Raw genomic sequence first — 5,956 nt, 5'->3', positions numbered from 1 at the left:
CACTACCTGATCTTGAAATCGACCCGGGGTCACATTTCACGGACCCCCAGGGGGTCAAATTTCAGAAACCGTTGACAGTGCGCTCGGCTGAGGCGGATCTCGGCCGGTCCACCTTGCGCTCCCCCGGCCGGCGACGTCGAGTCCCCAGCGCGTCGATGAGGGCAAGCAGGCGAAGCAGCTACGGGATCGACTGTGCCCACCGATGCCCCAGGACCGCTTCGCCGGGTGGCGCGCGGGCCGCCGGCGTCACGCTGGCAGTGGGGTTGGGGCGGTTCTGGCACCTCACCGAACCCAAAGGGGAGGTACTTCGACGAGATCTTCTACGTCAACGACGCACACGGGCTACTCGTCAACGGCTACGAGACCGACAGCACGACTTCCCACGGCCCCGAGCTCGCGGTGCACCCCCCACTGGGTAAATGGCTGATGGCCGCGTCGCAGGCGATGTTCGGCCAGGTCGACCGCTTCGGCAACCAGAGCGGCGACCCCTAGGATGGCGCCTCGGCGCTGGCCGGCACACTGGCCGTACTCGTCCTGGTCCGCACGGCTCACCGGATGTTCCGGTCTACCGCGCTCGGCTGCCTAGCGGGAGTGCTGTTCGCGTTCGACGGACTGGAGTTCGTCCGTCCAGTCCCGGATCGGGATGCTAGACATATTCCTGATGGCCGGCATCGTGCTGGCCCTGGCCTGTCTGATACGCGATCGAGACCACGGCTGGGCCCGTCTCGCCAGCCGCGTGATCGCCTTCCAAGAACCGCCAACGGCCAACAGCAGCGCGCGACGGGCAGCACGACAGCGGGCAACCTGGCGGCACTCGGACCCAAGATCGGTTCTCGGCCCTGGCGACTGGCCTGCGGCGTCCTTCTACGCGCCGCGCTGAGGGTCAAGTGGAACGCACTGTTCAGCATCATCGGCTTCGTCGCGCTCGCCATCGCCTGGGACATCGGCGCCCGCCGAACGGCCGGCGCCCAGCGGTCCGTACTCGGCACGCTGCGCTACGACCTGCCCGCCTGGGCCGGCAGTCACATCGCGCTTCCGACCGTGACGTTCCTCGCCACCTGGACCGGCTGGTCCATCACGTCCGGGGGCTACGACCGGATGAAGTATCCCAGCGGCGGCAGACCCTTCAACCTGTTCGGCATCGCGCACGGCTGGCGGGACCACCAGAGGGCGGTCTACCACTCCCACCGCATGCTGACCCGCCTTCCTCGTGTGGAAGTAGGACGACGACCAGGAAACGACGCGGGGGATATACGAAGAAGTGCGGACTCGCGAACGGCGGGCCCTCGGCGAAGACCACCCGGTCACCCTCATCACTCCGCACGACGTCGAACAGACGGTGCACAAGCAAGGGAACTACGCGGCGGTGCCGGCGATGTACGAGGACCTGCTGGCCCGTCGCCGAGGATCCTCGGAGAAGACCATCCGTCCACGCTCATTACAGCGCATGACCTCGCCCAGGCCGCGCGCGAGCAAGGCTCAGGACCTTACTAATCACACCGGTCGCTCCCGTCGGGGGCCTGGTAACAGTCGGCAACGATCTGACTGTGTTTACCGCCCACCGCCGACAACGCTACGGGACCAAATGTCAGCAACACCGCCGCAGCCAGCAGGAGGGCTACAACCAGACGGACAAACCCGACCCTTGGCATCGACCAGGCAGCCATCATGCCTCCGCTCCGTAGAGAAAAGTACGCCACCAGGATTCCCCAATTCTGGTAGCTCATACAATCGATCAACCGGGCCCTCCGTCACCAGGCCACCTGGCGAATCTAGCAATCCGTCCGGGGCCGGACCGGGCACGTATACTATCCCTGCAGCACGACATAGTCGAAGTGTTTGGAGTCATCCAGGCGCAACGACTCGGCGGGGCATTCGCCAAAGCTCCATTGCGCCCGCCAGTTCTTGCAGACAAGGACCAGCGCCAAATCGGATATATCGTTTCTGGGACCGCCCTTCGGGTGGAAGGCAATCCGGGCGGAGAACGTAGAAGGGCCGTCTTTGGAAACGTGCTCCACCTTCGGTGGATTTTCGTCCTTCCAGAAACTCCTAAACTGCGAAAATCTCGCTCCACCATATTTGCGGAAGTCGCTCGTTGTCATCCCGTTCCAGGCGTCTCCCACCCTGGATGGATCGGCCGCCTCTGCGTAGTATTTCTCGACGAATGCTCCCGCCGAGCCCAGGGGAATCGCCGGATCACGCGTCATGGCTGTTATCACCCACCCCCCCAGGACAGCGACTATCGCACCGATGGTCAGGCTACGGATCCAGAACCCGGGGCCACGCCCACCGTCACCCTCGCCGGGGCCGCCGTCAGGCGGCTTCTTTTCAGCAATGCCAGGCGCTTTGTTCATATCTTTCAAACCCCCATGGACATGAAGTCAGGCCGACTGGTCACAGGATTCCCTCCCACCGGTGTTTTATCGACCGGACCACAGGGGAAATAGTCACAGGATTCTGGTGAACATGGTCCATCCGCTCAACCTTCAAGCCGGCAGGGTGCCAGAAGTCGGTCCAGGCCTGTGACGAGAGCTGATGCGGCGGCCCGGCCGTTGCCAGATGGTCAGCTGTCGCGGCGCAGCTGGCTCCGTCATTCATATAGACAAGGCTAGGTATAGACCCGCGCGCGGATGCCAATGTGATCCCCCCCCCCCCCGGAACCAGGGCCCCGGCAAAGTCGTCGGTTAGCAAGCAAGGCTCTTGAGCTTTTCTAGCGGCCGTTCAGGGCGCCGCGCGTGGTGTCGGATTCCCTGGGCGATGGTCGTGACGCCGGTCAGGCGCAGGATCGTGATCGCCAGGTTGCGCAGGCTGGCCATGACCCGGGGCGCGTGGCCGGTTCGGATCTGGGAGAGGTCCTCGCCGAAGGTGACGTCGCGGACCCAGTGCGGCCCGGGCCGTGTCCTCGACCGCACCCACCGGGTAACGAACCTCGGCGAAATAATCTGTGCCGTCGTCCTGCGTGACCGAACTCGTGGACAGCACCTCCGCGTGGGCACGCGCTCCGACCTGCCGCAGATGAACGACATCCCAGATCCGATAGGCGCCAACACCAAGCAAACAGGCCCGATGAGCGCCACGGCGAGAATCGCGACCCCGCGGCACGCGGCACGCGGCCAAGACTCGACCGGCCAAGGCACGATTGCCATCCACGTTTGTCAAATCTCGCAGAACGAGGCCTTCAGCGTCGAGATCGGGACAGAGGGACACCGTGCCAGTGAGACCGCCGCCGGGAGGTGATCATTCGGCGTCGAGTGGCCAACAAGGCAGGGCCGGCCCCATTGCCGAGTGGCCAACAGCCATCTCGGCAGTTCAGACTGGCCAACCAAACGCGATCCCTCCAACGGGCGCGCGCCGGCCAGGGCCAGGGCACCGGCGGCCTCGCCGGCGCCGAACCTGCACCGGCGGCCCCGACGCCCGATAGCCGGCCCGACGCGGCAGGTGGCGGCCTCAGGACCGGTTCGCGGCGGTGACCCAACCGGTTGGCGGTCACGCTGTGAACGGCAGACCGGGTGTGGTGAGGGCCTCACACCATGGCCGGTGACGGGTCCGCGCCCAGCGTGCGCAGCCAGTTGCCGGTCCGTGTCTGCCCAGACGCTGGCCGGGCGTGCTGGCGGAGATCGGCAGCGTCGCGCGTATAGCGTTCGGCCCAGGCAATCGGTCCCGACCTGCCACGTCGCGATCGCGACCCGGGCGCAAATCCGCGGACACATCCGCGGAGGGTGCCGGGTACTTCCTGCAGACTGCCGACAAACGTTCGACGACCGCCTCCCGCAGCGATCGTGAACCTCATGGTCACCGGAAGCGACGGTCTGATCGCGACGAACGCCTCACAGCCACCGGTATCAGCCCTCCATCGGCAAGGCAGAGCCAGCCCTGGCCGGTGGGCCGCGTTGCGCCAGCCGCCCGAGTGGGATCAGGAGTAGCCCCGTGAAACTCACCATGATCCTCTGCGATGCCGCCCAGGTCGCGGAAGGCAAGCTATACATCCTCGGCGGCGGCTGGAACCTCATCGGGCCATCGCCCGCCCCGTCCGCCCTCGGCATCCTGATCGCACTGCCCTGGGACCGAGCGAACGCACCGTTCACGCTACGACTCGAGCTACACGATCAGGACGGCGCACCAGCCCTCCAGCCCGGGCCGGCCGGCCCTCAGCCCGTACGGCTAGAAGCAGTCATGGAGGCAGGCCGCCCCCAGGGCCTGGCCGAAGGCTCCCCCCTGCACATCCCTCTCGCGATCACCGTGCCGCCACTCACACTAACCGCGGGCACGCGCTACCGATGGGAAGCCACCATCGCCGACGAACCGGAACACGACGACTGGAACCTCAGCTTCCAGACCAGACCAGCCACACCCCCACTCACCCCACGTGCCGGCGAACCGAACAACTAAATCACCAGCCCCTCACGCCGAAACAGACCCCCAGGCCCCGGGTCTGTTTCAAGATCGGCTCCGACTCGTTTTCGGGGAGTGTTTCGTGATCGGTCGAGTAGCCCGGGGGGATCTCACCCCCGGGCTCCCGCAGATCCCGGCGTGACGATCTCCCGTCACCGGGCTCTTGTCATCCTGTCCGCCAGGACGCTGCGGCCCATGCCCAGTGGGCGAAGAGCCGGGGCTGCTGGCTGATGATCCGCTGCCAGGCTCCCGCGGCCCGTCTGATGGGCCGCAGCCGTCGATACTTGTTGCGGAGCCAGCGCATGATGTAGCCGTTGATGCGCTGTAGGAATGGGTTCAGCGCGGAGCGGTAGAACACCCCGTAGTACTGCATCCAGCCTCGCACGATCGGGTTGATCCTGCGTGCCACCTGGTCGATGCCAAGCCCGACCCAGTGGTGTAGCCGCCACTGGCGCACTTCCCCGCTAATCCGTTTCAGGGCTTCCTTGCTGATCGCGGGCTGGAACGATCCGAAGACCACACCGTTCTTCGTCCACGCCGGTCGGGGGCGGAACGTGAATCCGAGGAAGGTAAACGCGACGACGGGATAGTGCTGGCGCCGGTTTCCGTCCTTGCAGTACACGATCCTGGTCTTGGTCGGGTTCAGTCGCAGCCCGACCTTGGCCATCCTGTCCGCGATCCCCCGTGCCACACGGCGCGCCTGCTCCCCCGAGACGCAGTGCACAACCGGGTGAGTCGGCGGCGGTAATTGCACCCGCCGCCGCTCGCAGAACCGGACGTGAACCTCACGGCTCATCCGGCTCCCATTGCTCGGCGCTCAGGGATAGGCGCCGAATCGCCAGTGCGCGAACAGTGACGGCTCCTGGCGGGCTATCCGCCGGAGCCACAGCCGCGCCTGGCGTTCTCTACGTCTCAGCCGTTTGTACTTCCGCATGGCCCACAGCACCAGCTTCATGTTCAGCTGTTGTAGGAGTGGATACAACATGGACTTGTAGAAGCGCCCAAAGTAGTTGATCCAACCTTGCACGACGCGGTTGAACATACGCGCAAGGTCCTGGAGAGACTTGTCGCTGCGTCGCGGGATGTGCCAGGAGCGTATCTCCCGGCTCATCCTCTTGACCGCCTCCCGACTCACCGCAGGGGTGAAGTTCACGAAATGCTTCCCCCACCTGCTACGCGAGAGCCGAGGCCGGAACGTGTACCCCAGGAACGTGAACGACGTGACCTCATGAACGCCACGCCGGTCGGCGTCCTTGCAGTAGACGATGCGAGTCTTGTCCGGATGCAACTCCATCCCGAACACCGCCAGCCGCGCAGCGACCGCATCCCGCACCTGGATGGCCTCCTCGAAGGAAGCACAGTGCGCGACACTGTCGTCGGCATACCTTTCAAACGGAACAGCTGGGAACTCCCGCGCCATCCACATGTCGAAGGCATAGTGCAGGAACAGGTTCGCCAGCACGGGCGATATCGCGGAACCTTGCGGAGCAATACCGCTAAGTTAAGACCCGCACCAACAAGATCAAATAGCCATCGATGATCTTCGTTGCGTTCTGGGGATCCT

6 protein-coding genes are annotated in these 5,956 nt (G+C 65.1%); 2 read left to right on the top strand and 4 right to left on the bottom strand.

The features are described 5' to 3' along the window. Positions 1–192 precede the first annotated feature (192 nt). Entirely contained in the window at positions 193–492 is a 300-nt protein-coding gene (locus I6A60_RS43855; RefSeq protein ID WP_203011851.1) for a hypothetical protein, read from the top strand. 1,316 nt (positions 493–1,808) lie between these two features. On the opposite strand, the gene I6A60_RS40595 is transcribed toward I6A60_RS43855, so the two are convergent. Beyond that, on the bottom strand, positions 1,809–2,207 hold the full coding sequence (locus tag I6A60_RS40595) for a hypothetical protein (RefSeq protein ID WP_203011850.1): 399 nt from the start codon (positions 2,205–2,207) through the stop codon (positions 1,809–1,811). Positions 2,208–2,684: 477 nt separating this feature from the next. Then, positions 2,685–2,912 (bottom strand): hypothetical protein, encoded by a 228-nt coding sequence (locus I6A60_RS40590; protein ID WP_238437268.1) that lies wholly within the window; start codon positions 2,910–2,912, stop codon positions 2,685–2,687. 1,015 nt (positions 2,913–3,927) lie between these two features. Between I6A60_RS40590 and I6A60_RS40585 the strand changes: the two genes are divergently transcribed. Next, entirely contained in the window at positions 3,928–4,389 is a 462-nt protein-coding gene (locus I6A60_RS40585) for a hypothetical protein (RefSeq protein WP_203011849.1), read from the top strand. A gap of 169 nt (positions 4,390–4,558) precedes the next feature. Here the strand turns inward: I6A60_RS40585 and I6A60_RS40580 are convergent, their stop codons facing one another. Together I6A60_RS40580 and I6A60_RS43850 are read right to left on the bottom strand one after the other, a co-directional pair. Next, a complete protein-coding gene (locus tag I6A60_RS40580; protein WP_307874124.1) occupies positions 4,559–5,083 on the bottom strand; it encodes a group II intron maturase-specific domain-containing protein in 525 nt (174 codons plus the stop codon). A 126-nt stretch (positions 5,084–5,209) separates the two neighbouring features. Then, positions 5,210–5,854 carry a group II intron maturase-specific domain-containing protein gene (locus I6A60_RS43850; protein ID WP_374113337.1) on the bottom strand — a complete coding sequence of 215 codons (645 nt, stop codon included), beginning with the start codon at positions 5,852–5,854 and terminating at the stop codon, positions 5,210–5,212. Positions 5,855–5,956 lie beyond the last annotated feature (102 nt).

Source organism: Frankia sp. AgB1.9, assembly GCF_016786355.1.
Classification (GTDB): domain Bacteria; phylum Actinomycetota; class Actinomycetes; order Frankiales; family Frankiaceae; genus Pseudofrankia.
Note: the sequence above shows the minus strand (reverse complement) of the source record. Positions and strands in the feature narration are given on the sequence as shown.

What these genes read in the sequence shown, in the direction of transcription:
- I6A60_RS40595 (WP_203011850.1), bottom strand. Translation starts at nt 2,207, where the DNA reads ATGACGCGTGATCCGGCGATTCCCCTGGGCTCGGCGGGAGCATTCGTC.